The sequence below is a fragment of the Rhodanobacter sp. B04 genome (assembly GCF_002001125.1).
Classification (GTDB): Bacteria; Pseudomonadota; Gammaproteobacteria; order Xanthomonadales; family Rhodanobacteraceae; genus Rhodanobacter.
On sequence record NZ_MUNV01000007.1, the window covers coordinates 287,539 to 313,511 of the forward strand.

General features: G+C 65.0%; 28 protein-coding genes. 7 read left to right on the forward strand and 21 right to left on the reverse strand.

Translation table 11 applies throughout. The annotated features are described in order from the left end of the window. Positions 1–267 precede the first annotated feature (267 nt). Positions 268–801, reverse strand: coding sequence for a glycine zipper 2TM domain-containing protein (locus tag B0E46_RS05965; RefSeq protein WP_077554856.1), 534 nt, complete (start codon positions 799–801; stop codon positions 268–270). Positions 802–979: 178 nt separating this feature from the next. Between B0E46_RS05965 and cysS the strand changes: the two genes are divergently transcribed. Together cysS and B0E46_RS05975 are read left to right on the forward strand one after the other, a co-directional pair. Continuing rightward, on the forward strand, positions 980–2,353 hold the full coding sequence (cysS, locus tag B0E46_RS05970) for a cysteine--tRNA ligase (RefSeq protein ID WP_077554857.1): 1,374 nt from the start codon (positions 980–982) through the stop codon (positions 2,351–2,353). Positions 2,354–2,409: 56 nt separating this feature from the next. Further along, entirely contained in the window at positions 2,410–2,841 is a 432-nt protein-coding gene (locus tag B0E46_RS05975; protein ID WP_077554993.1) for a SufE family protein, read from the forward strand. A gap of 95 nt (positions 2,842–2,936) precedes the next feature. Here the strand turns inward: B0E46_RS05975 and dksA are convergent, their stop codons facing one another. Continuing rightward, entirely contained in the window at positions 2,937–4,091 is a 1,155-nt protein-coding gene (gene dksA / locus B0E46_RS17960) for an RNA polymerase-binding protein DksA (protein WP_254425062.1), read from the reverse strand. 115 nt (positions 4,092–4,206) lie between these two features. Between dksA and yidD the strand changes: the two genes are divergently transcribed. Further along, complete coding sequence (yidD, locus tag B0E46_RS05985) at positions 4,207–4,479, forward strand: membrane protein insertion efficiency factor YidD (RefSeq protein ID WP_254425070.1); 273 nt, start codon at positions 4,207–4,209, stop codon at positions 4,477–4,479. Between the two features lie 288 nt (positions 4,480–4,767). Here yidD and folE2 read toward each other — a convergent pair whose 3' ends face one another. The 7 genes from folE2 to efp all read right to left on the reverse strand — a co-directional run bounded on the left by folE2 (position 4,768) and on the right by efp (position 10,417). Beyond that, entirely contained in the window at positions 4,768–5,715 is a 948-nt protein-coding gene (gene folE2 / locus B0E46_RS05990; RefSeq protein WP_077554859.1) for a GTP cyclohydrolase FolE2, read from the reverse strand. A 108-nt stretch (positions 5,716–5,823) separates the two neighbouring features. Then, positions 5,824–6,678, reverse strand: coding sequence for a phytoene synthase (locus B0E46_RS05995; RefSeq protein ID WP_077554860.1), 855 nt, complete (start codon positions 6,676–6,678; stop codon positions 5,824–5,826). Continuing rightward, a complete protein-coding gene (gene gph, locus B0E46_RS06000; RefSeq protein ID WP_077554995.1) occupies positions 6,675–7,355 on the reverse strand; it encodes a phosphoglycolate phosphatase in 681 nt (226 codons plus the stop codon). The genes B0E46_RS05995 and gph overlap by 4 nt, the downstream gene beginning before the upstream one ends. After that, complete coding sequence (ubiG, locus tag B0E46_RS06005) at positions 7,352–8,059, reverse strand: bifunctional 2-polyprenyl-6-hydroxyphenol methylase/3-demethylubiquinol 3-O-methyltransferase UbiG (RefSeq protein ID WP_077554861.1); 708 nt, start codon at positions 8,057–8,059, stop codon at positions 7,352–7,354. The genes gph and ubiG overlap by 4 nt, the downstream gene beginning before the upstream one ends. Positions 8,060–8,087: 28 nt before the next feature. Next, positions 8,088–8,342 carry a YciI family protein gene (locus tag B0E46_RS06010; RefSeq protein WP_077554862.1) on the reverse strand — a complete coding sequence of 85 codons (255 nt, stop codon included), beginning with the start codon at positions 8,340–8,342 and terminating at the stop codon, positions 8,088–8,090. A gap of 12 nt (positions 8,343–8,354) precedes the next feature. Then, positions 8,355–9,686 (reverse strand): TRZ/ATZ family hydrolase, encoded by a 1,332-nt coding sequence (locus tag B0E46_RS06015; RefSeq protein WP_077554863.1) that lies wholly within the window; start codon positions 9,684–9,686, stop codon positions 8,355–8,357. Positions 9,687–9,838: 152 nt separating this feature from the next. Then, positions 9,839–10,417, reverse strand: coding sequence for an elongation factor P (efp, locus tag B0E46_RS06020; RefSeq protein WP_077554864.1), 579 nt, complete (start codon positions 10,415–10,417; stop codon positions 9,839–9,841). 88 nt (positions 10,418–10,505) lie between these two features. Here efp and epmB point away from each other — a divergent pair, with 88 nt between their 5' ends. Further along, positions 10,506–11,516, forward strand: coding sequence for an EF-P beta-lysylation protein EpmB (epmB, locus tag B0E46_RS06025; protein WP_077554865.1), 1,011 nt, complete (start codon positions 10,506–10,508; stop codon positions 11,514–11,516). Positions 11,517–11,648: 132 nt separating this feature from the next. Further along, positions 11,649–13,691, forward strand: a complete 2,043-nt coding sequence (locus tag B0E46_RS06030; protein WP_077554866.1) for a GGDEF domain-containing phosphodiesterase — start codon at positions 11,649–11,651, stop codon at positions 13,689–13,691. Positions 13,692–13,790: 99 nt separating this feature from the next. On the opposite strand, the gene rplS is transcribed toward B0E46_RS06030, so the two are convergent. From rplS to ffh, 5 genes are all read right to left on the reverse strand, one after another. Continuing rightward, the gene (rplS, locus tag B0E46_RS06035) at positions 13,791–14,186 is read right to left on the reverse strand and encodes a 50S ribosomal protein L19 (RefSeq protein ID WP_077554867.1); all 396 of its coding nucleotides are present in this window, start codon (positions 14,184–14,186) and stop codon (positions 13,791–13,793) included. Between the two features lie 51 nt (positions 14,187–14,237). After that, entirely contained in the window at positions 14,238–15,011 is a 774-nt protein-coding gene (trmD, locus tag B0E46_RS06040; protein ID WP_077554868.1) for a tRNA (guanosine(37)-N1)-methyltransferase TrmD, read from the reverse strand. Positions 15,012–15,046: 35 nt separating this feature from the next. Then, on the reverse strand, positions 15,047–15,562 hold the full coding sequence (gene rimM / locus B0E46_RS06045) for a ribosome maturation factor RimM (protein WP_077554869.1): 516 nt from the start codon (positions 15,560–15,562) through the stop codon (positions 15,047–15,049). A 2-nt stretch (positions 15,563–15,564) separates the two neighbouring features. Then, complete coding sequence (gene rpsP / locus B0E46_RS06050) at positions 15,565–15,819, reverse strand: 30S ribosomal protein S16 (protein ID WP_077554996.1); 255 nt, start codon at positions 15,817–15,819, stop codon at positions 15,565–15,567. Between the two features lie 184 nt (positions 15,820–16,003). Further along, positions 16,004–17,383: a signal recognition particle protein gene (gene ffh / locus B0E46_RS06055; protein ID WP_077554870.1), complete on the reverse strand. Its 1,380-nt coding sequence runs from the start codon at positions 17,381–17,383 to the stop codon at positions 16,004–16,006. Between the two features lie 96 nt (positions 17,384–17,479). On the opposite strand from ffh, the gene ccsA reads away from it, so the two are divergent. After that, positions 17,480–18,280, forward strand: coding sequence for a cytochrome c biogenesis protein CcsA (gene ccsA / locus B0E46_RS06060; protein WP_077554871.1), 801 nt, complete (start codon positions 17,480–17,482; stop codon positions 18,278–18,280). A 14-nt stretch (positions 18,281–18,294) separates the two neighbouring features. On the opposite strand, the gene radA is transcribed toward ccsA, so the two are convergent. The 7 genes from radA to B0E46_RS06095 form a co-directional block, all read right to left on the reverse strand. After that, the gene (radA, locus tag B0E46_RS06065) at positions 18,295–19,680 is read right to left on the reverse strand and encodes a DNA repair protein RadA (protein WP_077554872.1); all 1,386 of its coding nucleotides are present in this window, start codon (positions 19,678–19,680) and stop codon (positions 18,295–18,297) included. A gap of 85 nt (positions 19,681–19,765) precedes the next feature. Further along, complete coding sequence (gene alr / locus B0E46_RS06070; protein WP_077554873.1) at positions 19,766–20,854, reverse strand: alanine racemase; 1,089 nt, start codon at positions 20,852–20,854, stop codon at positions 19,766–19,768. A gap of 154 nt (positions 20,855–21,008) precedes the next feature. Further along, positions 21,009–22,403 (reverse strand): replicative DNA helicase, encoded by a 1,395-nt coding sequence (locus B0E46_RS06075; RefSeq protein WP_077554874.1) that lies wholly within the window; start codon positions 22,401–22,403, stop codon positions 21,009–21,011. Between the two features lie 258 nt (positions 22,404–22,661). After that, positions 22,662–23,111 carry a 50S ribosomal protein L9 gene (gene rplI, locus B0E46_RS06080; protein WP_077554875.1) on the reverse strand — a complete coding sequence of 150 codons (450 nt, stop codon included), beginning with the start codon at positions 23,109–23,111 and terminating at the stop codon, positions 22,662–22,664. Positions 23,112–23,244: 133 nt separating this feature from the next. After that, positions 23,245–23,475 (reverse strand): 30S ribosomal protein S18, encoded by a 231-nt coding sequence (gene rpsR, locus B0E46_RS06085; protein ID WP_007081973.1) that lies wholly within the window; start codon positions 23,473–23,475, stop codon positions 23,245–23,247. A 14-nt stretch (positions 23,476–23,489) separates the two neighbouring features. Then, positions 23,490–23,921 (reverse strand): 30S ribosomal protein S6, encoded by a 432-nt coding sequence (rpsF, locus tag B0E46_RS06090; protein WP_077554876.1) that lies wholly within the window; start codon positions 23,919–23,921, stop codon positions 23,490–23,492. A gap of 153 nt (positions 23,922–24,074) precedes the next feature. Beyond that, a complete protein-coding gene (locus B0E46_RS06095) occupies positions 24,075–24,401 on the reverse strand; it encodes an iron-sulfur cluster assembly accessory protein (protein ID WP_077554877.1) in 327 nt (108 codons plus the stop codon). Positions 24,402–24,558: 157 nt separating this feature from the next. On the opposite strand from B0E46_RS06095, the gene asnS reads away from it, so the two are divergent. Next, on the forward strand, positions 24,559–25,959 hold the full coding sequence (gene asnS / locus B0E46_RS06100; RefSeq protein ID WP_077554878.1) for an asparagine--tRNA ligase: 1,401 nt from the start codon (positions 24,559–24,561) through the stop codon (positions 25,957–25,959). Positions 25,960–25,973 lie beyond the last annotated feature (14 nt).

A 25,973-nucleotide genomic window follows, 5' to 3' on the forward strand; every position in this document is an offset into this window, starting at 1 on the left:
GGGTTTTATCGTCGATACACATGAAACGCGTGCGACAGCCTACCCGGCCGAATGTCGATACAACGGTCGGCGCGCACGCGACGTCATGCCAGCAGCCGCGCGGGCGCTGGTGAGTACGGTGGCGGTATAGACGGCTGCGGACATGCAGATTCCAGACGGTTGCCGTGCATGATGGCGACAATTTCGCTGCCATGCAACAAAAAATTTGCCGGTCGAACGATATCGCCGCCCGAAGGCGGCGACAGTACAGGCGGTTGGAGCCAAGGATCAGTCCGCCGGCTCGACACTCACGCGCACGCGCAGGCGCTCGCCCGGATCGTAGTTCAGGCGCGACATGTATACCTCGCCGCGATAGCGGTATTCCACGTCGTAGCCGATGATCCGACGCTGCTCGGTGACCGTGTTGACCTGGTTACACGTCGTCTGGGTGGTCTGGTAGTTGCCACCCTTGTTCGACACGCTGTTGCCTACGGCGCCACCGACCACCGCACCACCCACGGTCGCCGCCGTGCGGCCATCGCCCTTGCCGATCGTGTGCCCCAGCACGCCGCCGATCACGGCACCGAGCACGGTACTGGCGGCGCTGTTGCCGGGGTCGTGCTGCACAACCTGCTGGTCGTAGCACTGCTGCTGCGGCACATTCGTGCGCGTCACGCCCTGCACCGGATCCGCACGCAGCACGTCAGCCCAGCCATAGTGGGCATTGTCGTCACCGCCATTGGGCGGAGTGCGCGCATCCTGCGCATAAGCACCGGAGGCCACCAGGGCCAGGACCAGCGCGGAGAGCCATAACTTGGTCATTGCGACCTCCCATCAAAAGCAACAAGCGTGCTGTGCACGTACTGACTGCATTCCAGCAAATTCACGCTGAATACAGGCTTAGAATTAACCTTTCGCAACCATCCTGCTTACACCTTGTTAATATGCCGGGGCGATCGCGCCATGCCCGGCGCGGCCCACGCTGCGGATTTCCCCCTACATGCCGATTTCGCTCTACAACAGCCTGACTCGTCGCACCGAGATATTCGAACCGCTCGATCCGCAACGCGTGACGATGTACCTGTGTGGCCCTACGGTCTACAACTACGTGCATATCGGCAACGCGCGCGGCCCGGTGGTGTTCGACGTGCTGACCCGGCTGCTGCGCCGGCATTACCCGCGCGTGGTCTATGCACGCAACATCACGGATGTCGACGACAAGATCAACGCCGCTGCCCAGGCCCAGGGTGTCGAGATCAGTACGATCACCGGCAAGTTTGCCCAAGCCTATCGTGAAGACATGGCAGGCCTGGGCATTGCGCCACCGGATATCGAGCCCCACGCCACCGCGCATATCGGCCAGATCGTCTCGATGATCGAGGAGCTGATCGCCGGCGGCCATGCCTATGCCGCGGAAGGCCATGTGCTGTTCGACGTCAGCTCCTACCCGGCCTACGGCGCGCTCTCCGGCCGCGATACCGAGGAACTGATCGCCGGCGCCCGCGTCGAGGTCGCCCCGTACAAGAAGAATCCCGCCGATTTCGTGCTGTGGAAACCCTCCACGCCGGAGCTGCCTGGCTGGAACAGCCCGTGGGGCATCGGCCGTCCTGGCTGGCATATCGAATGCTCGGCCATGAGCGCGGCACATCTTGGCGAAACCATCGACATCCATGCCGGCGGCGTCGACCTGCTGTTTCCGCATCACGAGAACGAGGTCGCCCAGTCCACCTGCGCCCACGGCGGCAAGGTGTTTGCGCGCTGGTGGATGCACAACGGCATGCTTACCTTCGACGGCCGCAAGATGTCCAAGTCGCTGGGCAATGTGTTGCTGGTGCACGAACTGCTGAAGCTGCATCCGCCGGAAGCGCTGCGCCTGCTGCTGCTGCGCGGCCATTACCGCCAGCCGCTGGACTGGTCCGACAACGCCATCGCGCAGGCGATCAGCACGCTCGACGGCTGGTATCGCGTGCTGCGCGACCTGGGCGATGTCTCCTTGCCGGCCGGAACGTTACCCGCGCCTCCCCGGGTGGAGGCGGCGTTGTGCGACGACCTCAACACACCGCAAGCACTGGCTGAGCTGGCCGTGCTCGCCGATGCCGCGCGCCAGGCCGGCACGGCCGAAGCCAAGGCTGCGTTGCTCGGTGGCGGCGCCCTGCTCGGCCTGCTGCAACAGGATGCCGAAGCATGGTTCAAGCGCGGCGGTGAACAGGCCGTCGATGCGGTGCGCGTCGACGCGCTGCTGGAAGAACGCCGCCATGCCCGCGCCGCCCGCGACTTCAAGCGCGCCGATGCCATCCGCGACGAACTGGCCGCGATGAATATCGAGATCGAAGACGGCGCCCAGGGAACCCGCTGGAGCGTGATCAAGAACTAGCCATCGCCAACCGTGGCCATTTCGCGGGTTCATGCATGCTGCGCGATAATGGCGCGATGAACGACACCACCACATCGAGCGCCGCCCAGGCGCAATCGGACATCGCCGAGGAGTTCGCCTTCTTCGGCGACTGGACCGAGCGCTACCAGTACCTGATCGACCTCGGCAAGCAGTTGCCGGCGTTTCCCGAAGCATGGAAGACCGAGGAATATCGCGTGCATGGCTGCCAATCGTTGGTGTGGCTGGTGCCCAGCGGCGACGCCTCGAACATGCATTTCGACGCCATTAGCGATTCGGCGATCGTCTCCGGCCTGATTGCGCTGGTGTTGCGCGTCTACTCGAACCGCAGCGCGAAGGAGATCGTCGCCACCGAGCCGCAGTTCATCGCCACCATCGGGCTGGCCAAGCATCTCTCGCCAACCCGCTCCAATGGCCTCGCAGCCATGTTGGCGAAACTGAAAGGGTATGCAGCGCAGGCATTGGCCTGACCCGGCAGAACGACCTGGTCGGCAGTATCCAGGACACGAAAAACGAAACCCCGCACCAGGCGGGGTTTCGTTTTTCTGGGCAAGCCTGATGCGGCTCAGTCGCCCATCTGCTTCTGCAAGTGCTCACGGCGTTCCTGCGCATCCAGCGACAGCGTGGCGATCGGACGCGCATCCAGACGGTCAACGCCGATCTCCTCGTCGGTCTCCTCGCAGAAACCGTAGCTGCCGTCCTCGATCCGGCGCAGCGCCTTGTCGATCTTGGAGATCAGCTTGCGGTAACGGTCGCGGGTACGCAGCTCCAGCGAGTTCTCGGTCTCGCGGGTGGCACGCTCGGCTTCGTCACCGACATCACGCACTTCGTCGCGCAGGTTTTCCATGGTCTGGCGTGACTCCTCCACCAGCTGATCGCGCCAATCGCGCAGCTTGTTGCGGAAGTAGGCCAGATGCATCGGGTTCATGTACTCCTCGTTGTTGGAGGGGTGATAACCCTTCGGCAACGCGATGGTACTGGTGGACGGCAGCGCATAGCGGCCGTCCTCCCGGGTGATGCCATTATCGATATTTTTTGCAGCCAGTTTATTCATTGAGGACGACGAGTTTTTCTGATTTTTCTGGGGAGAGGCGTGACGCGCGGCAGCCGGAGCTGCGCGTGGCGTCACCATGGCGGTGGCACTCGCCACCTTGCCCTGGAAGAGGGTGCTGGCGGGTGTCGGTGATGTGCTTTTCACAACATGAGTCGGTGCCGGCTTGGCAGCCGGTGGAGTCACCTTGATTGGACTGCTGACCGGCTTGGCCGCCGCTTTCGTGGCAGGCTTCGCTGCGGGCTTGACCGGAGCGACCACTTTCTTGGCCGCCGGCTTGACTGCGGGTTTTGCGATCGTCTTGCCGACCGCACTGCCTTTGGTCTTGGTGTTCTTGACAACTACTTTCTTGGGCGCCGGTTTCTTGGCGGCCGCTTTCTTCACGGCCTTGACTGCCGGTTTGGCCGCGGGCTTCTTGGCTGGACTGGGCTTTTTCGGCTGCGCTTTGGCTGCAGCTTTCTTGACCGCCGGCTTGGCTACGGCTTTTTTGGCCTTGCCGGCTGGCTTGGCGACGGGGCGAACTGCCTTTGCAGGCTTCTTGCTGGTGCTTTTCACGACCGATCCCTTTGCGGCAGCTGCCTTCGACTTGCCGGCCTTGGCTGCCTGTGCCTTGGCTGGAGCTTTCTTGTGCGCCATCGCGGCGGTCGAACTACGCGTCGTTTTCGCCATATCCCTTCACCATTTTTGGCCGTGGCGGCCGGGTGTTATAGCCCAAGTGTTCTACACCAGCAAGCCTGCTTCTGGAATACTTGTACCACTACATGCTGCAAGCCGTTCCGGCAACGTGACTGTCCTGACCCGATTGATACTGTGGTTGCTGCATTTGTACAAGCGCTGGCTCAGCCCATTGCTCGGGCAACGCTGCCGATTCCACCCCAGTTGCTCTGATTATGCACGGATTGCCGTTACGCGCTTCGGCCCGTGGCGCGGCAGCCTGCTGGCGACCTGGCGTTTGCTGCGTTGCCAGCCCTTGTGCGCCGGCGGCGAAGACCCGGTACCCGAGCGCTTTCATCTCCCCCGCTGCCGCTGCCAGGGAGATGCCCCGGACGTCCACTGACTGATCAAGAGCGCTGGACTCGTCAAGAAAGCACACTGCCTGCATGCCCAACTGCACGTGCAGGCAAGCTGCATACCGTGACACATGGCGAAGTGGATCGCCGTTTGAATGGGCGACATTCTCGATCGTCAGCATCTTCGTCGACGACTGTGAGCGTGGACTTGCACGAAGATCGACAACAGCGTGCATGGCCATGCGCTGACGCCCGATAAGCGGCGCTGAAAGCGTGTCTGCACAGGGCGTGACGTCCGCCTTACGCAGCTTCTCCCCGATGGAGGAAAAGCTGGATCACGGCGTCGAGCCGTAGCCCCCATCGAGACCCTTGCTCGCATACGCCACCGCATCATGCGGGTGCAGGCTTTCCTGATGCTCGACGCGGATATGGAAGTCGCTGACCGCGGCGTCGCCATCGAGTGCCTTCTGGATGCGTCGGGCGGCGTCCTCGCAGAACATCAGGTTGCCACCGTTGGCCAGCGCGAAAGCCTGTTCGTCCTCGCGCTTCACCGCGGTCTGCACCGGCGTGCCGAGGGCGTGTTCGACGCGGTCGACCAGGTCGATCAGATGGAAGCCGGCGCCGGCCACGGGACGAATGCGCAGGCGCGCCACGCTGCGCTGTGCGTGCGGCGTGGCGACGATGCCATGCTCGCTGCCGAGCCAGGCCAGCACGGCCGCGTGATCGACCGGCTTGGCGGCATCGAAGTCACTGGCGAACTGATCCTGGATCAGCTGGCGCGACAACGCGGCCGAAGCCGGGCAAGTGGAGGAATAGACCACTTCGGTGCCGAATTCGAGCAGGAAGTCGTCGCCGGTCAGGCTGGCTTCGATGCAGACCGGGTACGCGCGCCAGCCGCTATGGGCACTGCGCAGGGCCGGACGACGCACCAGCTGCTCGAAATGGATGCTGAGGCAGGCACGATCGGACAGATCCTTGTGCGAATCCAGGAAGCCACGCAACAGCGCATGCAACGAATCGGCGGTGAGCGTCTGGGTGCTGAGCGCCTGCTCGACCTGCAGGTACAACCGCGACATGTGGATGCCACGCTTGTCCGGCCGCTTCAGATTGACGAAGGCACCGACCTTGGCGCTGGCGCGCTGCACATCGCCGTCACCGGCATCGAATCGTACCGGCACCTGGATGTCGGCCATGCCGACCCAGTCCAGCGCGCCGGCGAGATGCGGCTGCGCGTGGACGGCAACGTCGGGGAGCAGACGGGCGGTGTTTTCCTGGTTCGGCATGGGGAAATCCTGGCATCGGCGAGCGGGCCGCCGTGAAGTCCATCAAGTTTGGGGCAGGCAGCCCGCTGCGCAATAGTGGCGCAGTGGAAACACTGAGTCTGGCATGTGTCAGGACAGCTGCCGCTGCCACGCCCGCGCGGCATGCCATGCCTGCAATGCCGTCGCCAAACCGGCATGCGGCTGGCCGGCCTGCAAGGTCGCCAGGGCATCGTCCGTACGGGCGGCACGCTGTGCCAGCTTGCTGCCGTGGCGCGACTCCAGGGCACGAAACACGCTGAGTGGCCCGGCCAGAGTGGCTGATCCGCGCCAGCTGGCCAGCAGATCATCCAGCTGCGCCTTGACTGCCTGCTGCCGCGCTTCGCTGGGTGCGCGCAGCTGTGTGCGGCTCAGGCCATGCCGCGCCAGCCGAGCCATCGGCAGCGGCAGACGGTCGCGCTCGGCGTCCTGCTCCAGCCGCAGCAGCGCGTACAGCAGGTGATTGAGCGTGGCGACCCGTGCCGCGCGCGCCGGCGACGCCGCGCTGCCGTACCACCAGGCAGTTTCCAGCGCAGCCAGTGCACCATGCAGCGGCATCGCGGCATCGAACTGGACGGCAAAATCCGCAGCGGAGCCCTGCTCCAGCTGGGCCATCGCGGCCAACACCGGCGCCAGCCAGAGGTCGCTGGCGATGGCGTGCGCACGTTCGTCGTCGAACAGCACCTGGGTCAGCGGATGCCGGCCACCACTGGCGGCGGCGCCAGCCAGTTCCTCGGCCCACCAGTTGAGTTTGGCCACGGCCACCTGGGGTTCGCGGATACCGTAGGCCGCACCGAGCAGTTCCTGCTCCAGTGCGGCCAGCGCGACGTGCCCGGGATAGCGCCGGCCATCGACGAACGCCAGCGCCACGCGCTGCTGCGGCTGCACCGCCAGCCACTTGTCGATGAAGCCCTGCAGCACGGCGCCTTGTTCGACCAGCTCGATCATGCCGCGACCGGTTGCAGTTGCAGCAGACCGGCCAGCTCGGCCGGATGATCGAGCACCGCGTCGGCATCCCAGGTATGCGGATCACCACCATCGAGGTAACCCCAGCTCACCGCGACTGTGTACAGGCCGGCGGCTGCGCCGGCCTGTATGTCGCGGCGGTCGTCGCCGACGAACAGGCAACGCGACGGTTCCACGCCGGCGCGCGCGCAGGCCAGCAGCACCGGTGCGGGATCGGGCTTCTTCACCGGCAGCGTATCGCCGGATACCACCGCGCTGGTACGGCTGGCCCAGCCGATGCGGTTGACCAGTTCGTCGGTGAGAAACGCCGCCTTGTTGGTGACGATGCCCCAGCGCAAGCCCCGTGCCTCGATGCGTGCGAGCAGGTCGTCGATGCCATCGAACGCGCTGGTCTGCTGTGCCATCACCTGCTGGTACAGCTCGAGATAACGCGGGGTCAGCAGTTCCAGCGCAGGTTCGCCACGGTCGGCGAAGGCGCAGCGCAGGACCGCCCGCGCACCGCGCGAAACCACCTCGCGCACCGGCGCATAGGGCGGTGGCAGCACGCCCTCTTCCACGCACTGCGCGACCAACGCCGCGTACAGATCGGGCGCGCTGTCGAGCAAGGTGCCATCCAGATCGAACAGCACGCCCTGGATATTTTCCGGCAATGACTTCATGCCGGCCTGCACCCACTGAGGAGGTAGTTGACTGCGGTGAAGCGGCTGAGCCAGGCCTTGCGCTGCAACGGGTTGTAGCCCAGCCCCGAGACGTCCTCCAGCTCCAGCCCGGCCTGCCGCAGCAACCGGGCGAGTTCGGACGGCTTCAGGAATTGCGCGTAGTGATGGGTGCCACGCGGCAGCATGCGCATGATGTATTCGGCACCGAGAATCGCTGCACCGAACGCGGCCGGTGTGCGATTAAGGGTGGACATGAACAGCCGACCGCCGGGCTTCAGCATCGTCGCCAGATCATGCACCAGCGCGGCCGGATCAGGCACGTGCTCGATCAGCTCCATGCAACATACCGCGTCGAAACCGGCCGGTTCCGCCGCGGCCAGCTCGGCCGAGGATTGCACGCGGTAATCGACCTCGAGATTCGATTCGTGCAGATGCAGCTTGGCTACCTCAATCACCTTTTCGCCAAGGTCGATGCCGGTGACCTTCGCGCCGGCGTGGGCCAGCGCCTCGCTCAGCAGGCCACCGCCGCACCCCACATCAGCCACCCGGGCGCCGCGCAAATCGACACGGGCTGCGATATAGGACGCGCGCACCGGGTTGAGGTCGTGCAGCGGACGCGATTCGCCGTCCGGATCCCACCAGCGTGCAGCCAGCTGGTCGAAACGGGCGATTTCCTCGGGGCTTACGTTGGCGGTGTGTGACATGTTGGTGTGCTCAAGAAGTACCGGCAGCCTAACTGGCCTGCCATGCATGGACGGTGATCTCCCAGCCGCCGCTGATGTGCGCCGGATCGCGCTGCACGATGGCCATGGCCTCGTCCAGATCGTTCGCGCGCAGCACGTACGCACCGCCGGACCCGTCACCGAACGGACCGTTCATTTCATTGCGGCCCTGGACGCGCAGCTCGGCGAGAAAATCGCGGTGCGCCGATACCACGGCCGGATCGACAAGCGGCTTGCGCAGCAGGATGACGAGATAGCGGTTCACGGGTCTTCCAGCTCAACCAGCAACGATGCGTTCGCGCCAGGCGCGGGTACGGGCGAGGATGGCGTCAGTGTCCATGTCGATCAACACGCGGTCGGCCAACTTGCGCCTGCCGGCGATCCACACGTCGCTGACCTGGTGCCGGCCGGTGGCATAGACCAGTTGCGAGGCCACGTTGAACAGCGGCTGGGTCTCCAGATCCGACAGGCGCACGGCGGTGAGGTCGGCCTGTTTGCCGGGCTCGATCGAGCCGATCTTCGCCTCCAGCCCGATCGCCTTGGCGCTGTTGAGCGTGGCGGCGCGCAGCGCGTAGGCCGCATCGAACGCCGACGCATCCCCGGCAACGGCCTTGGCCAGCAGCGCGGCGGTACGCATCTCGCCGAACATGTCCAGATCGTTGTTCGACGCGCAGCCGTCGGTACCCAGGGCCACGTTGACGCCGGCCTGGCGCAGCTTTTCCGCCGGGCAGAAGCCGGAGGCCAGCTTGAGGTTCGATTCCGGGCAATGCACCACGGAGACGCCGGCTTCGGCGCAGACGGCGATCTCGCCGTCGGTCAACTGGGTCATGTGCACCGCGATCAGGCGATCGTTGACCAGGCCGAGTTTCTGCAGGCGCTGGAACGGACGCAGGCCGCTCTTCTTCTTTTCTTCCTCGACCTCGTGCGCGGTCTCGTGCGTATGCAGGTGCACCGGGATGTCGAGCTGGTCGGCCAGCACGCGGATACGCTCGAAGCTCTCGTCGGACACCGTGTACGGCGCATGTGGCGCGAATGCGGTGCTGATCAGCGCATCGCTGCGGAAGCTGTCGTGCACTTCGCAGGCGCGCTCGAAGTATTCGTCCTGGCTCTTCGCCCATGCGGTCGGGAATTCGATCACCGGCAGACCCACCACCGCACGAAAACCGAGCTTGCGGTAGGTGGCGCCGATCACATCGGGGAAGAAGTAGTTCTCGTTGGCGCAGGTGGTGCCGCCGCGCAGCATCTCGGCCACCGCCAGCTCGACGCCGTCACGCACGAACTCCGGCCCGATCACCTTCGCCTCGGCCGGCCAGATGTGCTGCTGCAGCCACACCATCAGCGGCAGGTCATCGGCCAGCCCGCGCAGCAGGGTCATCGGGTTGTGCGTATGCGCGTTGACCATGCCGGGGATCAGCGCGTGCGCGTGCAGTTCGACGCGCTCGCGCGGCGCGTAGGCAGCGCGCGCCTCGGCGATCGGGAGCAGCGCGACGATGCGCTCGCCCCGCACCACCACCGCATGGTCCTCCAGCACCACCGCATGTGGCTCGACGGGCACCACCCAGCGGGCCTCGATCATCAGGTCGACGGGCTGTGGTGTCGTCGGGCTCATCATCAATTCGCTCTGTCAGTTTGGATACGACCAGTTTGTATACGACATGGGGCGGTACCTTGCGGTGGCCGCCCCATGGTTTGGATCGTCAATGCGGTCTCGTCGGGATGACGACGGGCAAAGGCGCGAACCCTCGCTCGCGCACCAGCGCGTTATTTCACGCGGCTGTCGTATTCGCCGGTGCGGGTGTCGACCTTGATGATTTCGTCCTGATTGACGAACAGCGGCACGCGCACCACCGCACCGGTCTCCAGCGTGGCCGGCTTGCCGCCGCCGCCCGAGGTATCGCCGCGCACGCCCGGATCGGTTTCGACGATCTTCAGCTCGACGAACTTCGGCGGCTGCACGGCGACGATGCCGCCATTGAACAGCGTGACGACGCATTCTTCCTCGCCCTTGAGCCACTTCCAGGCGTCGCCCATCGCGGCCAGCGAGGCCGGCACCATCTCGAAGGACTCCATGTTCATGAAGTGCCAGACGCGATCCTTGCCGATGCCATCGATGAACGAAAGCTGCATGTCGGTATCGCTGGCATCCGCCTCTTCGAAGGAGTCGCTGGACTTCAGCGTCTGCTCGGTGGTGCGGCCGTCCTTCAGGTTGCGGATGCGGATGCGGGTGAACGCCTGGCCCTTGCCCGGCTTGATGAAGTCCGCCTCGGTGATGATCCAGGGATCGCCGTTATGGAGGATCTTCTTACCCGTTTTGACGTCATTGAGGCCAAGGGTCGCCATGCGCTGTCTGCTCCGGAGTCAATTTCGCCCAAGGGGCGGCTAAAATGGTTATCTGTCACGGGCTTCTGCGCCCGCATCAAGGCCCGACATGATAACCGCAAGCCCCCATTCCCGCCTATCGTCGCCTGCGCCAGGCTGGCGCCAGCTGTGGCGCGACGCCATCACCGATGCCAGGGAGCTGCTCCAGGCGGTGGGCCTGGACGACCGCACCGACCTGCTGCCGCGCGACGATGCCGGCTTCGCCGTGCGGGTTCCGCGTGGATTCGTGGCGCGGATGCGCCGCCACGACCCGACCGATCCGCTGCTGCTGCAGGTGCTTCCGCAACGGGCCGAACATGACCGGGTCGAGGGCTTCACGACGGATGCCGTGGGCGACATGGCGTCCAAGGCCGGCCACGGCCTCCTGCACAAGTACGATGGCCGTGCGCTGCTGATTGCCAGCGGCAGCTGTGCGGTGAACTGCCGCTATTGCTTCCGCCGGCACTTTCCCTATGGCGAGGAGATCGCTGCCGCGTCGCAGTGGCGCGATGCCCTGGCCCATGTGAAGGCCGACCCGTCGATCCGCGAGCTGATCCTGTCCGGCGGCGATCCGCTGGCGCTGGCCACGCACAAACTCGATGAATTGACCCGCGGTCTGGCCGATCTGCCCCACGTGATCCGCCTGCGCATCCATACCCGCCTGCCGGTGGTGCTGCCCGAACGGATCGACGAGGCCTTCATGGCGTGGCTGGGTGCCTTGCCGCTGCAGAAGGTAGTCGTGCTGCATACGAACCACGCCAACGAGCTGGACGCCAGTGTCGACGCCGCCTGTGCCCGCTTGCGCGATGCCGGCGCCACCCTGCTGAACCAGTCGGTGCTGCTGCGCGGTATCAATGACGATGCCGGCGCCTTGGTTGACCTGTCCGAGCGGCTGTTCGCAGCCGGCGTGCTGCCGTACTACCTGCACCAGCTCGACCGCGTGCAGGGCGCCGCCCATTTCGAGGTGGACGACGCCCGCGCACTGGCGCTGGCCGACACGCTGCGTGCACGGCTGCCGGGCTATCTGGTACCCCGACTGGTACGCGAAGTGGGTGGCGATGCCTCCAAGCGGCCGCTTTAATCAGGGCCATGGTCACCGTTGTGCGGTTTTTCGCTGGCGGCCGCTGGCGGAATCCGTTACAAACACCCAAGGTGAACGACCCTGCATGCCGCCCTGCCCAGCCTGCGGTAACAAAGGACAGCTCAGCGCCCCATGAAAAAAGATTACGTCATCAAGATTCTCTTCGTCGAAAGCTCGCTCGAAGAGGCGGAACAGATCATCAGCCTGCTGCGCAACACCGGCATCGCGGTACGACCGGCCCGGGCCACCCATGTCGAGCAGTTGCAGGCCGCAGTGAATGAGCTGGAGCCGGACGTGGTGATGTTCGACCCGGCGGTTACCACCATCACCCTCGACGAAACGGTCAGGGTGCTCGACGCGTACGGCCGCGACTATTCGTTGCTGGGCCTGGTTCACAGCATCGATAACCAGATCGTGGCGGACCTGTTCGTGCATGGCGCCCGCGGGGTCGCGGCACGCAGCCAGCCGAAACAGCTGATCGCCGTGGTGCAGCGCGAGTTCGAGTCGTTGCAGACACGCCGCCAGGTACGCCGGCTGGAAACCGCCCTGCGCGAATCGGAACGACGCTGCGATGCACTGCTCGACTCGTCCACCGACGCGATTGCCTACGTGCACGAAGGCATGCACGTCCGTGCGAACCATGCCTACCTGGAAACCTTCGGCTACGACGACTTCGACGACCTGCTCGGGCTGCCCGTGCTGGACATGATCGACTCGTCCAGCTCCGATGAGTTCAAGACCCTGCTCAAGGGTCATGCGCGGCAGGAGAAGCAGCCCTCCCAGCTTGCCCTGCGGGCGCGCCGCGCCGACGGCAGCGCATTCGATGCCACGGTGGAGTTTGCGCCTGCCACGTTCGAGGGCGAGCCCTGCCTGCAGATCGTGTTCCGCCGGCAACTGGTTGATCCGGCCGTACTGGAACAGCTGCACCGCGATCCGGTCACCGGCCTGTTCAACCGTGCGCGCATGCTGACCAGTGTCGACGATGCCGTTACCGCCGCGGCCAAGGGCAAGAAGGGGCAGGCGCTGTTGCTGATCGAGCCGGACAACTGGGCCTCGATCGTGGCCGGCATTGGCCTGGGCAAGGCCGATGAGCTGTTGTCCGGCTTTGCCGATCGCATCCGCATGCTGCTGGGCAGCGAGGATGTCGCCGGCATGCTCGCCGAACACACGCTGGGCGTGGTGCTGGATTCCCGCTCCGATGAGGCGATCAGGGAATGGATCAGCAAGCTGCAGCACAGCGTCAGCAACGAGATTTTCGATGCGGGCACCCGCTCCATCACGGTCACCGCCAGCATCGGCGGCAGCCTGGTCGGCGAGAAGAATGCCAACACCGAGCTGCTGCTCAACCAGGCCAGCCAGGCCCTGCGTACCGCGCAGAGCCTGGGTGGCAGCAAGGTCGAGCTGCATGACCCCGCCGCGCGCGAGAAGGCCGACGAGGAGCGCGACCGCTACTGGCTGGACCTGCTGCAGAAGGCACTCACCCAGAACGATCTGGTGCTCTATCACCAGCAGACCATCAGCCTGCAGGACGCCGAGGGCGACTACTCGGAAATCCTGCTGCGCATGAATGGCCCGCAGGGAGAGGTGCTGCCCGGCTTCTTCATGCCGATTGCCGAAAAGCACAACCTCACCAGCGCGATCGACCGCTGGGTACTCGATCGCGCCATCAGCACCCTGCAGGCGCGCGAGAGCCAGGGGCAGCAGACCACCTTCTTCATCAAGCTCACGGCTGCCTCGCTGCAGGACGAGTCGCTGCTTCCCTGGCTGGAGGGACGGCTCAAGCAAGCCGCCCTCAAGCGTGGCCAGCTCGTGCTGGAGATGACCGAAAGCAAGGTGATGACCCTGCTGCGCCCGGCGCAGGAGTTCGTCAAGGCCTGGAAGAAACTGGGTGGGCGTTTCGCCCTGGAGCAGTTCGGCTCGGGCCTGAACTCGTTCCAGATGCTCAACCACGTCGATGCCGACTACCTGAAGATCGACCGCAGCTACATGGCCGACCTGCCGCAACATCCGGAAAGCCAGAAGAAGGTTGCCGAGATCTGCCAGCAGGCGCGCGAACTGAAGCGCCAGACGATCGCCGAATGGGTCGAGGACGCCACCAGCACCTCGCTGCTGTTCGCCTGCGGCGTGGACTTCGTGCAGGGCAATTTCCTGCAACAGCCGATGCGGCTGGAGTGAAGCCACCCGTCCTCGTGAGCGGCTGAAGCACACGCAACAAGAAGCCCGCGGATCGCTCCGCGGGCTTCTTTGTATGGCAACTAACTACGGCAGCGCGGGTTACTCGGCGGCGGCAGCGGCCTTCGCGCTGGCCTTGGCAGCGGCGGCGGCGGCGACGTCTTCCTTGATGCGGGCAGCCTTGCCTTCCAGACCACGCAGGTAATACAGCTTGGCGCCGCGCACCTTGCCCTTGCGCTTGACGGTCACCGAATCGATCGCCTGGCTGTGCGACTGGAACACGCGCTCCACGCCGGTGCCATGCGAAATCTTGCGCACGGTGAAGGCCGAATGCAGGCCGCGGCTGCGACGGGCGATGACGATGCCCTCGAACGCCTGCACGCGCTCGCGATTGCCTTCCTTCACCTTCACGTTGACCACCACGGTGTCGCCGGGGCCGAACTCCGGCAACTGGCGGGTGATCTGCTCGGCTTCGAACTGTTCAATGATCTTGTTCATGGCGCACCTGTTCGGTTCACGTAAATCGATATCAATCAAGAGCTGCGACCGTCACTCGGCCGCATCGTTTTGCCGCACCAGCCCTTTCGAAGCATGTTCGCGGCGGAATTCATCCAGCAGCGCACGGGATCCGGCATCCAGTACACGCTGTGACAACAGCTCGGGCCGCCGCAACCAGGTTCGTCCCAGCGATTGCTTCAGGCGCCAGCGGGCGATCGCCGCATGGTCACCGGACAGCAACACCTCCGGTACGCTACCCAGTGCGTCGTGCACCGGTTTCGCATAGTGCGGACAATCCAGCAGGCCATCCGAGAATGAATCCTGCTCGGCCGACTGCGCGTCGTTCAACGCGCCGTCCTGCAAGCGACCCACCGCGTCGATGATCACCGCGGCAGCCAGCTCGCCGCCGGACAGCACATAATCGCCGATCGACAGCTCCTCGTCGACCTCGTGCGCCAGCAGACGCTCGTCCACACCTTCGTAACGTCCACAGAGCAAGGCGATGCGCGGCTGTTTCGCCAGCGTCTTCACCCTGCCCTGCGTCAGCCGCGCTCCCTGCGGACTGAGATAAATCAGATGCACCGGTTCCGGTACGGCGTCACGCATGGCCGCCAGGGTCGTGCGCAACGGTTCAATCATCATCACCATGCCGGGACCGCCGCCATACGAGCCGGCGTCCACGGTGCGGTGCCTGTCGGTGGCGTAGTCTCGCGGATTCCAGGTTTCCACTTGCAGCAACTCGCGTTGCTGCGCGCGTCCCACCACACCGACGGCGGCGCACTGGCGCACGAAGTCGGGGAACAAGGTGACCACGTCGATGCGCATGGAACCTCAACCCTTTGTCGCGATGCGATGCAACGTCAGAATTCGGGATCCCAGTCCACCACCATGCGCCCTGCGGACAAGTCCACCGACCGCACGTACGAACCCTGGACGAAGGGAATCAGCCGCTCGCGCTCGCCGTCCCTCACTACCACGACGTCGTTGGCACCGGTGGCGAACAGGTGACTGACCCGCCCCAGCTTCACGTCTTCCGTGGTGACGACCTCGAGTCCTTCGAGATCGACCCAGTAATACTCATCCTTCGCGGGAGGGGGCAACTGCTCACGGGTGACATAAATGTCTTGGCCGATCAGCGCTGCCGCCTGCTCCCGGTCGTCCACTCCGGGCAGTTGGGCCACCATGCCCTTGCCCTGCGTACGACCCTTCACTCCCGAGATCTGCGTCTCCACGCCGGGCGCTGCAGTGAGCAGCCACGGCTGGTAGTCGAAGATCCGCATCCGCGGCTCAGCCCAGGATTCGATCTTGAGCCAACCCTGCACACCGTACAGCCCGACGATGCGCCCGATCAGGACGCGCCGACTGGCTGCCGTCATGCTCAGGCAGCCTGCTGCTTGCCGGCTTCCTTCACCAGCGCGGCGACCTTGTCGGTCAGCTGGGCGCCCTTGCCTACCCACTCCTTGACGCGATCGACATTCAGCTCAAGGCGCTTGTCCTTGCCCGAAGCCACCGGGTTGTAATAACCGACGTTCTCGATGTTGCGGCCGTCGCGCTTGCTGCGCTGATCGGTCACAACGACGTGGTAGAACGGACGGCCCTTGGCGCCACCGCGCGAAAGACGAATCTTGACCATGGTAAAACTCCAGAATTGCCGAATCAGCGGCAGGCACACGAGAGACGTGCGCGGTAAACGGGGCATTTTAACGGTTTTTCGGGAAAAGGGAAGGCCTGACGGCGAGAAGTGAGGGCAGAGGAGTGAGAGAAGACGTTTTGCTTTTTCTCTATCTCCTCACTCCTCTGCCCTCACTCTCCTTCTTTCAGCGCGGCGGCGGCAAACCGCCCATCCCACCCATGCCCTTCATGGCGCCGCGCATCTGCCGCAGCAGGCCCTTGCTGCCGCCCTTGGACAGCTTGGACATCATCTTTTCCATCTGCATGTACTGCTTCAGCAGGCGGTTGACGTCGGCCGGCTGGGTGCCCGAGCCGCGCGCCACGCGGGCGCGGCGCGAGCCGTTCAGCAGGTCCGGGTGACGGCGTTCCTTCTTGGTCATCGAGTTGATGATCGCGATCATCCGGTTCATCTCGCCGTCGTTGACCTTGGACTTGACGCTATCCGGCAGGCTGGAAACGCCCGGCAGCTTGTCCATCAGGCCGGCCAGACCGCCCATATTGCCCATCTGCTCGAGCTGGTCCTTCATGTCGTTCAGGTCGAAGCGCTTGCCCTTCATCACCTTCTGGGCCAGCTTCTGCGCTTTTTCCTGATCGACCTTGCGCTCGACTTCCTCGACCAGCGACAACACGTCGCCCATGCCGAGGATGCGCTGGGCCAGGCGATCCGGATGGAACGGCTCCAGCGCGTCGGTCTTCTCGCCGGCACCGAGGAACTTGATCGGCTTTCCCGTGACATAGCGCACCGACAGCGCGGCACCGCCACGGGCATCGCCGTCGGTCTTGGTCAGGATCACGCCGGTCAGCGGCAACGCTTCATTGAATGCCTTGGCGGTGTTGGCGGCGTCCTGGCCGGTCATCGAGTCGACCACGAACAGCGTCTCGACCGGCGTGATCGCGGCATGCAGCGCCTTGATCTCGGCCATCATCGCCTCGTCCACATGCAGGCGGCCGGCGGTATCGACGAGCAGCACATCGACCACTTCGCGACGCGCCGCAGCCACCGCCGCCTTGGCGATGGCGACCGGATCCTGGCCCGCCTCGGACGGGAAGAACTTCACCCCGACCTGTTCGGCCAGCGTGCGCAACTGCTCGATCGCCGCCGGACGGTAGACGTCGCAGCTGACCACCATCACCTTTTTCTTCTTGCGCTCGGTCAGCAGCCGCGCCAGCTTGGCCACCGTGGTGGTCTTGCCGGCGCCCTGCAGGCCCGCCATCAGCACCACCGCCGGCGGTGTCTGGGCCAGGTTAAGTTCGGTGTTGGCCGTACCCATCACCACGGTCAACTCGTCGCTGACCACCTTGACCAGCGCCTGGCCCGGCGACAGGCTCTTCATCACATCCTGGCCGACCGCGCGCACCTTGATCCGCTGGATCAGCGCCTGCACCACCGGCAACGCCACATCGGCTTCCAGCAGCGCGATGCGCACTTCGCGCAGCGACTCACGGATGTTCTCCTCGGTCAGCCGGCCGCGGCCGCGCAGGCGATTGACGGTAGTGGAAAGGCGTTGGCTGAGCGACTCGAACATGGCGGAACCGGCAAACAGGAAAGTCCCGGATTATAGCGGACGGATCGCCCTGCTCCGCATGCACGGCCGGCGAGGCGTGTGCGACACTTCAAGGCTATGGTCATCCACGCCTTCGCCTTGCTCGCCATCGCGCTTTATCTTGCCGCAGCCGGTGGGCTGGCGCGTCCCCTGCTGAGCGGCGGCCAGCCGCTGAATCGACTTGCGCTTAGCCTGGCCGGAGGCGCCGTGCTGATCCACGCCGGCATCCTGCTCGGCCTGCACCGCGGCGCGCTGGATCTGCACTTCTTCGCCGCGCTCTCGCTGGTGGCGTTCGGGGTCTCGGCGCTGACCCTGCTGGTGAACCTCTCACGCCCGGTCGCCGCCCTCGGCGTGATCGTGTTTCCGCTGACGGCGATGCTGATTGCCGTTGACAGCTTCCTGGCACCACCGACGGTGCCACTGACGATGGACTGGCAGATCAAACTGCATGTCACGGTGGCACTGATCGCGTTCAGCGTGCTGTCGATTGCGACCGTGCTGGCGATCTTGCTGGCGTTGCAGGAACGCGCCCTGCGCCATCGTCAGTTCGGACCGTGGCTGCGCGCGCTGCCGCCGTTGACGTTGACCGAAACCCTGCTGTTCCGCCTGATCGGCGCAGGCTTCCTGCTGCTGACGCTGACCTTGCTCACCGGTGCGTTGTTCGTCGACAACCTGTTCGGCCAGCACCTGGCGCACAAGACGATCCTGTCGATCGTGGCATGGCTGGTGTTCGGGGTTCTGCTGTACGGCCGCTGGCGTCACGGCTGGCGCGGCCAGCGCGCGGTGAACCTCACGCTGATCGGGATGGTCGCCCTGGTACTGGCCTTCTTCGGCTCGAAGTTCGTGCTGGAACTGATCCTGCACCGCCCGGTGGGTTGAGTCCTCCGAAGCACTCAACGACAGGCGTCGATCGCCTCCGCCAACCGCTCCACACCGATCACTTCCATCTCGCCGACCCGGCCCTTCTTCGGCGCATTCGCCTTCGGCACGATCGCGCGGCGGAAGCCATGATGCGCGGCTTCCTTCAGGCGCTCCTCGCCATTCGGCACCGGGCGGATCTCGCCGGACAGGCCGACCTCGCCGAAGGCGACGGTGTGTTCCGGCAACGGCCGGTCGCGCAAAGACGACAGCACCGCCAGCAGCACCGGCAGATCCACTGCCGTCTCCTGCACGCGGATGCCGCCGACCACGTTGACGAACACGTCCTGGTCGTACGCCGCCACGCCGCCATGCCGATGCAGCACGGCCAGCAACATGGCCAATCGGTTCTGTTCCAGTCCGAGGGCGACGCGACGCGGATTGCCCAGCGAGGACTGATCCACCAGCGCCTGCACTTCGACCAGCAGCGGGCGTGTGCCTTCGCGCGTCACCATCACGGCGCTGCCCGAGGTCGGGCCGCTGTGCGAGGACAGGAAGATCGCCGACGGATTCGGCACTTCGCGCAGGCCCTTGTCGGACATCGCGAACACGCCCAGTTCGTTCACCGCGCCGAAGCGGTTCTTGAACGCACGCAGGATGCGGAAGCGGCTGCCGGATTCGCCCTCGAAATACAGCACCGCATCGACCATGTGCTCGAGCACGCGCGGACCGGCGATGCCGCCTTCCTTGGTGACATGACCGACCAGGAACACCGACGTGCCGGTTTCCTTCGCGAAACGGGTGAGCTTGGCGGCGGACTCGCGCACCTGGCTCACCGAACCGGGCGCGGCAGTAAGCAACTCGGTCCAGATCGTCTGGATCGAGTCGATCACCAGCACGCGCGGCCGCGATGCCATCGCCTGCTCCAGGATGCGTTCGATGCAGGTTTCGGCCAACGCCTGCAGCGGCTCCAGCGGCAGGCCCAGCCGCTGCGCTCGCGATGCCACCTGCGACAGCGATTCCTCGCCGGTGACATACACGCTGGGCAGATGCGCACCCAGCGTACCCAGCATCTGCAGCAACAGGGTCGACTTGCCGATGCCTGGGTCACCGCCGATCAGCACCACCGAGCCTTGCACCAGGCCGCCACCCAACACCCGATCCAGCTCGCCAATGCCGGTCAGCGTGCGCGCCTCGGTGGTCGACGCCACCTCGGTCAGCGGCGTGATGCGCGCTGCACCAGCCGCGTTGCCGGCATAGCTGGAACGTTGCGCGCCGACGGACGATACGGCCGCCGACGCCGGCGTCAGCACGATCGCGCTGAGCGTGTTCCACACTCCGCACTCGACGCACTGGCCCTGCCACTTGTTGTGCTCGGCGCCGCACTCGGTGCAGACGTAGGCGGTCTTGGCTTTGGCCATGTGGATTTCCGGCTGGATACGATGATGGCGCTGAGCTTAGCCCGCGACCATCGCATACGGCGAGACGCGGCGATCCCAGACGTTGTCAGCCTTCATCTTCCACGAACAGTACGCGACGGGTCATGCCGCAGGTGAGGTCGTACGAGATCGTGCCAGCCTGCGCCGCAACGATCTCCACCGGCAATTGCGGCCCCCACAGGGTGACACTGTCGCCCACTGTCGCCCGGGATGCCTCACGCAGGTCCAGCGTGATCAGGTCCATCGAGACGCGGCCGATCAGCGGCACACGGAGGTCGCCAACCAGTACCGGCGTACCCGCCACGGCGCTGCGTGGATAGCCATCGCCATAGCCGACGGCGGCGACGCCGACGGGCATGTCCTCGGGACAGGTCCAGGTACCGTTGTAGCCGATGCGTTCGCCCTTGCCGATGCGATTGATCGCGATCAGGCGCGTGCCCAGCGTCATCGCCGGGCGGAAGCCGAAGTCCGCACCGGTCTTGCCCTCGACCACCGACAGGCCATACAGCAGGCCGCCGGTGCGCACCCAGTCACCCCGCGCATCCGGCCAGCCGAGCACGGCAGCCGAGTTGGACAGCGAACGCGGGCCGTTCAATGCCTTGGTCACCTCGATGAAACGGGCGATCTGCGACGCGGTCTGCGCACCTTCGAACACTTCGGATTCGGAAAAATGCGTGAGAAGACCGATCTCGGGATCGATGCCGGGCATTGCGGCGAGCCGCGCATGCACCTCGGCCACACGCTCCGGCGCGAAGCCAAGCCGATGCATGCCGCTGTCGACCTTCAGCCATACGCGCAGGCGGCCACGCGACGACGATACCTGTGCCAGCCACTGCAGCTGCGCCTCGTGATGAATCGCCGCATCCAGCTGCAGCCGCTGCATCTCGGCCAGGTCGCTGGGATTGTCCGGGCCGGACAGCACCACGATGCGTTGCCGGTGTCCCGCCGCGCGCAGGCGCAGGCCGTCGCCGAGCGCAGCCACCGCAAACGCCTCGGCCTCGCCATCCAGCGCACGGGCGACCCGTTCCAGTCCGTGTCCGTAGGCGTCCGCCTTGACCACGGCCATCACCTTCGCCGGCGCGGCCAGCGCCTTCAGCCGCGCCAGGTTGTGGCGCAATGCGCCGAGATGGATGGTGGCGACGGTGGTACGGCTCATGGGTGTGATTGGCAGGAAACGGAAAACGGGGAAACGGGAGCGGACTGTGAGCGCACATGTACGCGCCAGGGCAAAAAAGAGGGTCGAAAAAGCGAAGGGCGGCAGGCTTGCATGAAACCTTTGCTCCCCGCTCCCCGTTTCCCGTTCGCCGCCTTCAATCGAACGACCCGACGAAGGAATCCGCCGCGTAATTCTCGAACTTGGTGTAGTGGCCGAGGAAGGTCAGCTTGCAGGTATCGGTGGGACCGTTGCGCTGCTTGCCGATGATGATTTCGGCCATGCCCTTGTCCGGCGATTCCTTGTTGTAGTAGTCGTCGCGGTAGATGAACATGATCACGTCGGCGTCCTGCTCGATCGCGCCCGACTCGCGCAGGTCGGACATCATCGGACGCTTGTCGGCGCGCTGTTCCAACGAGCGGTTCAACTGCGAGAGGGCGATCACCGGCACGTTCAACTCCTTGGCAAGGCCCTTGAGTGAACGCGAAATTTCTGAAATTTCGGTGGCGCGATTCTCCTTGTTGCCGGGCACCTGCATCAGCTGCAGGTAATCGATCACGATCAGGCCCAGGCCGCCATGCTCGCGGTGCAGCCGGCGTGCGCGCGAACGCATCTCGACCGGCGACAGGCTGGGCGTGTCGTCGATGAAGATCTTCGCCTCGGACAGGATCGAGATGGCGTTGGAGACGCGCGGCCAGTCCTCTTCCTGCAGGTCGCCGTTGCGCAGGTGCTGCTGGTGGATGCGCCCGACCGAGGAAATCAGGCGGAACGCCAGCTGCGAGGCGGACATTTCCATCGAGAACACCACCACCGCCTTCTTGCTGCGGATCGCGGCGGTCTCGGCGATGTTCAGCGCGAACGCGGTCTTGCCCATCGACGGGCGCGCCGCCACGATGATCAGATCCGACGGCTGCAGGCCGGAAGTGAGGTTGTCCAGGTCGGTGAAGCCGGTGGTGATGCCGGTGAGCTGGCCGCGGTTCTGGTAGCGCTCGTGCAGCAGGCGGAAGGCGTCCTTCACTGCCTCGCGCATCGAGACGGAGTCCTTCTTGCCGCGGGCACCGGATTCGGCGATGTGGAACACACGCTGCTCGGCGCTTTCCAGCACCTCCTGCACGCTCTTGCCCTCGGGCCGGTAGCCGTCCTCGGTGATCGAGGTGCCGGCGTCGATCAGCTGGCGCAGCACCGACTTCTCGCGCACGATTTCGGCGTACGCCGCGATGTTCGCGGCGCTCGGCGTGCTGTTGGCCAGTTCGATCAGGTACCCGGCGCCACCGACCATCTCGGCCAGACCGTTGGTCTCGAACCAGTCACCCAGGGTCACCGCGTCGCACGGCATGCCCTTGTTGGCCAGCTCGTTGATCGCGCGCCAGATCAGGCGGTGATCCTTGCGGTAGAAGTCGTCCTCGGCCAGCCGGTCGGCCACCTTGTCCAGCGCATCCGGTGCCAGCATCAGGCCACCGAGAACGGCTTGTTCGGCGTCGATGGAATGCGGCGGTACCCGGAGCGCCTCGATGGCAGAGGACGAGGATTTGCGTTCGGGCACGAAGGACATGGACTTACCTCACGGAGGATAACCTCACGAAAAACGGGCAGCACACCGACATCCGCCGGACGGCCGCACTGACAATCATCATACGCGGCGGCTTCTCACCCGCCGAGACAATAACTCTGTGGATAAGCTGTGCGTTGCCGGGTATAAACCAGCTACGCCAGCGCAGCCGCAAACACCGCACTCTCCTCACACTCCGCCCCAAAACAAACGGGCGCCTTGCGGCGCCCGTCGGCTTCCATCGCGGGGATGGTGTATGGCTTACTTGTCGCCGACCACGATCACCTTGACGCTGGTGTGCACGTCGGCGTGCAGGTGGACGGCCACCTCGAACTCACCGGTGTTGCGCAGCGGGCCTTCGCCCAGGATCACCTCGCCCTTGTGGACGGTGTGGCCGGCGGCGGCCAGCGCTTCGGCGATGTCGCGCGGACCGACCGAACCGAACAGCTTGCCTTCGGCACTGGCGTGCGCGGAGATCGTCACCGACGCATCGGCCAGCTTGGCCTTGCGGGCCTCGGCATCGGCCAGCAGGGTGTTGGCCTTGGCTTCGTATTCGGCGCGACGCTGTTCGAACGCAGCCAGGTTGGCGGCATTGACGCGCACGGCCTTGCCCTGCGGCAGGAGGAAATTGCGGCCGTAGCCCGGCTTCACGTTGACCTTGTCGCCAAGCGTGCCGAGGTTGCGGACTTTCTGCAGAAGAATGAGTTCCATGATGCTTCCTTTTCGTTAGCGCCGGTGTGGCCCGACGCAGCCAGAGGACGGTTGTCCGAAGGGTGCCTGAAGTGACGCCCGACCAGGCCGGGCGAAACTACCGGCCGCAGCGCGAGGCTGCGGCCGGTCACGATCAGACGTCGTGGTTGTCGGTGTACGGCAGCAGCGACAGGAACCGGGCGCGCTTGATCGCGGTGGCCAGCTGGCGCTGGTAGCGCGCCTTGGTGCCGGTGATGCGGCTCGGCACGATCTTGCCGTTCTCGGTGACGTACTGACGCAGGGTGTTGAGATCCTTGTAGTCGATCTCCTTCACGTCTTCGGCAGTGAAGCGGCAGAACTTGCGGCGGCGGAAAAACTTGGACATGGTCTGGATTCCTATCAGTCGTCGCTGTCGCGATCGTTGTCGCGGTCATCGCGGTCACGGCCGCGGCCCTCGCCTTCACCCTCGTCGTCGCGGCGACGCGAGGACTTGGCATCATCCTTTTCCTTCGACTTCAGGATGAAGGATGGCTCGGTGTCGGCTTCGTCACGGCGCACGACCAGATGGCGCAGCACGGCATCGTTGAAGCGGAAACCCGACTCCAGCTCGTTCAGCGCGTTCTGGCTCACTTCGATATTGAGCAGCACGTAATGTGCCTTGGCCAGGTTCACGATCGGATAGGCCAGCTGACGACGGCCCCAGTCTTCCAGACGGTGGATCTTGCCACCGTCGGTCTCGATCAGCGCCTTGTAGCGCTCGAGCATCGCCGGGACTTGCTCGCTCTGGTCAGGGTGGACCATGAACACAACTTCGTAATGACGCAGGGTCATTGTGGTTTGACTCCTTGTGGATGCGGCCTTGCGGCCTCGCAGCCTCCCGCCGATGCGGTGAGGCAAGTGTTCTGTCGGCACCTGGAAGGCACAGACAGAAGCGGAATTGTAGGATGTCGCGGGGGCTTCGCGCAAGTGACTGAAAGCAAAGGCTCAGCCGACCGTGAAACTCTCGCCGCAGCCGCATTCGCCGGTGGCATTCGGATTGTGGAACACGAAGCTGGCATTGAGGCCCTGGCGCTGGAAGTCGATCACGGTACCCTCGACCAGGGCCAGGCTCTTGTCGTTGACGATCAGCGGCACGCCGTCCACGTCGACCAGCCGGTCGCCCTCGCCGAGGGCATCTGCCAGATCCACCACATAGGCGAACCCGGAGCAGCCGGTGCGCTTGACGCCGAAACGCACGCCGGCCGCCGCCGGGGTGGCCGCCAGAAAATGGCGCATGCGGTCGTTGGCGGCGGGGGTAATGCTGATGCTCATGACGGGTGGACCCAACCTCATTGAAGAAGCCCGGAAAGTCGCGGCCTGGGCAACAGCTACATTATCATGGAGGTCTTGCGTGCGTGTCTGTGCGGCACGCGTCCTTCATCAACGACTCATGCGCCGATATGCGGCGCTATAGCAGGAGTTTCAATTCATGGCAGTGGCAAGCGTCAAGCAGGCTTTATCCGGCAAGATCGAAGCCGGCAGCAAGGTGACCGTGCGCGGCTGGGTGCGCACGCGCCGCGACTCCAAGGCCGGCCTGTCCTTCGTCAATGTCACCGACGGCTCCTGCTTCGACCCGATCCAGGCGGTGGTGCCCGCCACGCTGGGCAACTACGAGAGCGAGGTGAAGCATCTCACCGCCGGCGCCGGCGTGATCGTCTCGGGCACCCTGGTGCCATCGCAGGGCAAGGGCCAGAGCTTCGAGCTGCAGGCGGACGAGGTGATCGTCACCGGCCTGGTCGACGATCCGGAAACCTATCCGATCCAGCCCAAGCAGCACTCGATGGAGTTCCTGCGCGAAGTCGCCCACCTGCGTCCGCGCACCAACCTGTTCGGCGCGGTGACCCGCGTGCGCCACACGATGATGACGGCGATCCACCGCCACCTCACCGAGCAGGGCTTCTTCTGGATCAACACCCCGATCATCACCACCTCGGACGCCGAGGGCGCCGGCGACATGTTCCGCCTGTCGACCCTGGACCTGGCCAACCTGCCGCGCGACGACAAGGGCAAGGTCGACTTCCGCAAGGATTTCTTCGGCCGCGAGGCCTTCCTCACCGTGTCCGGCCAGCTCAACGTCGAGGCGTACTGCCTGGCGATGAGCAAGGTCTATACCTTCGGCCCCACCTTCCGTGCGGAGAATTCCAACACGCCGCGCCACCTGGCCGAGTTCTGGATGGTCGAACCGGAGATCGCGTTCGCGGACCTCACCGCCGACGCCGATTGCGCCGAAGGTTTCCTGAAGGCGATCTTCAAGGCGGTGCTGGACGAGCGTGCCGACGACATGGCGTTCTTCGCCGAGCGCGTGCAGCCGGATGCGATCAGCCGGATGGAGGCTTTCATCGCGCAGCCGTTCGAGCGCATCGACTACACCGACGCGATCGAGATCCTGAAGAAGTCGGGCCAGAAGTTCGAGTACCCGGTCGCCTGGGGCATCGACCTGCAGACCGAGCACGAACGCTACCTGGCCGAGAAACATATTGGCCGTCCCGTGGTCGTAATGAACTACCCCGAGGCGATCAAGGCCTTCTACATGCGCTTGAACGATGATGAAAGGACCGTTGCCGCGATGGACGTGCTGGCGCCAGGCATCGGCGAGATCATCGGCGGCAGCCAGCGCGAGGAACGGCTGGACTATCTCGATCGCCGCATGATCCAGTTCGGCCTCGACCCCGCGTCCTATGGCTGGTACCGCGACCTGCGCCGCTACGGCACGGTGCCGCATGCCGGTTTCGGCCTCGGTTTCGAGCGCCTGCTGGTCTACGTCTGCGGCCTGTCCAACATCCGCGATGCCATTCCCTACCCACGCGCCGCCGGAACGGCCGAATTCTGAGCAACGTCCCTGCC